The following is a 2,042-nucleotide window of genomic DNA, read 5'->3' on the forward strand; positions in this document are numbered from 1 at the left end:
GGTCTTCATGATCGGCCCGGCCGTCGGAGCCGTCGTCGCCACCAGCGGCCAGTCCGTCCTGGGCCTGACAGTCGTGGGAGTGGCCACATCCGTCTCCGGGCTCTTCCTCATGTGGTTCAACCCGCCCACCCGGAGTGCTTCCCCGGACGCCGGGCTTGAGGCGCAGGAGCTGGAGTGCGCGGAAGCCGCAGTGGTCGCCGCCGCGCCGGCCCACCTGCAGGAGGCAGCAGCCGAACTGGCACCCCTGGCGGCCGCCGCCGAGGAGCGCCGCCGGCGGGGATCCGGCCTGCGCCACAGGGTCATCCACAACTTCAGCTGGTTCACCGCCGCCGTAGCCGCCGTGTTTGCCGTCGGCGCCGGTGCCGGCATGGTCCTCAGCGGCACCGACGTCGGCATCGTCGCGGCGCTCCAGACCGGCGGCCACCAGGCCGAAATCGGCATCGTGTTCCTCTTCTGGTGCGCGGCCTCGGTGGTGGGCGGCGTCCTCTACGGTGCCATGCACCGGGCCGTTTCCCCGATCCTCCTGTTGCTGGGGATGTCAGCGCTGACGGTCCCGATGGCCTTCGCGACCGACGTCTGGACGCTCAGCCTGCTCGCGTTGCTGCCGGGTCTGCTGTGCGCGCCGGTGTTGTCCGCGGCCTCGGAAAAGGTGGCCGAACTGGTGGATGAAAGCCGGCGTGGCGAGGCGATGGGCTGGTACGGGTCATCGCTCACCGGCGGAGTGGCCCTGGGCGCGCCGCTTGCCGGGCTGTTCATTGACCTCATCGGCCCGTCGGCCGGCTTCGTCTCAGTGGGGTTGGCGGGCGTGGCCCTCTGCCTGGTGGGACTGGCCCTGCAACAGGTCCGGCGCAGCCGCCTGGCCCGCGTCTGAACGCGGGCCTGCCGCCATTGCGCCACTCCGGGCACGCGCCCGGGCTTTGTGAACGGCAAATCCTGCGGACGGAAAATAACGACGCCGGCGGGCGGACCTGGGTGGTCCGCACGCCGGCGTTGTCCTGGCTGACGGGTGCTTAGTTGACGGGGCCGGTGTACTTCTCGCCCGGGCCCTTGCCCGGAGCGTCCGGGATGATCGATTCTTCGCGGAAGGCCAGCTGAAGCGAACGGAGTCCGTCGCGCAACGGTCCAGCGTGCTGTGAGCCGATTTCGGGCGCCGCCGCGGTCACCAGACCGGCGAGGGCGGTGATCAGCTTGCGGGCCTCGTCCAGGTCCTTGAGGTCCTGGGCATTTTCCTCGGCGGCGAGGCCGAGCTTTACCGCGGCGGCGCTCATCAGGTGCACGGCGGCCGTGGTGATGACCTCGATGGAGGGGACTTCCGAGATGTCGCGGATCTGCTGCGAGACGTCCGCTTGGGCTGCCGCGGGCTCGAAGACGTGGGAATTACTATCTGAAGTGCTCATGCTGGTAAGCTTGTCACAGACCGACTAAATGTCGTTATTCTCAAGCTTTTATAGAATGCAGTGTTCTGACTGGCAGTGCTTGTCACTGAAGTTGGCGCCCGGCGACGCATACGTGCGTTGAACGGGTGTCTTTCTGTAGAGTTGGCTTTAGTTTGCAAGCGGAGTTCTCTCCCACCCGCGTCAGCCGCGAAACTTCCTTCGGGAAGCCCCTCCTGTCCAGGAGTCAAGGTTGCCGGGTACCTGGTCGGGCACTACCTCGGACTCCGGTCCGCAGGAAGTGCATGTTGCCCCATTGAGGGCGGCAGTTCCGATCTCGAGGCCTTCGATTGCTCCGGCAATTGGGGGCCTTCTCTTTTTGCCGGTGGAATACCCCTCACGAACACAGGAGCTTTAACATTAGCGAGCCAAGAATCAATGAGCGTATCCGCGTCCCCGAGGTGCGGCTGGTCGGCCCTGCAGGCGAACAAGTAGGAATTGTCCGTATTGAGGATGCCCTGCGTTTGGCTGCCGAGTCCGATCTTGATCTCGTTGAAGTTGCACCGCAGGCGAAGCCTCCGGTGTGCAAGCTGATGGACTTCGGCAAGTACAAGTACGAAGCCGCTGTCAAGGCACGCGAGGCCCGGAAGAACCAGACCAACACGGTCC

At 65.9% G+C, this 2,042-nt stretch carries 3 protein-coding genes; 2 read left to right on the forward strand and 1 reads right to left on the reverse strand.

The window, feature by feature from the left end:
• The coding region (locus LQV45_RS28100; protein ID WP_230010213.1) for an MFS transporter at positions 1-871 on the forward strand (871 nt) is incomplete at its 5' end.
• A 139-nt stretch (positions 872-1,010) separates the two neighbouring features.
• Here LQV45_RS28100 and LQV45_RS28105 read toward each other — a convergent pair.
• Positions 1,011-1,397 (reverse strand): DUF1844 domain-containing protein, encoded by a 387-nt coding sequence (locus tag LQV45_RS28105; RefSeq protein WP_230010214.1) that lies wholly within the window; start codon positions 1,395-1,397, stop codon positions 1,011-1,013.
• Positions 1,398-1,834: 437 nt separating this feature from the next.
• Between LQV45_RS28105 and infC the strand changes: the two genes are divergently transcribed.
• On the forward strand, positions 1,835-2,042 hold a 208-nt coding region (gene infC, locus LQV45_RS28110; RefSeq protein ID WP_374208317.1), incomplete at its 3' end, for a translation initiation factor IF-3.

The sequence above is a fragment of the Microbacterium sp. Bi128 genome, from assembly GCF_918698205.1.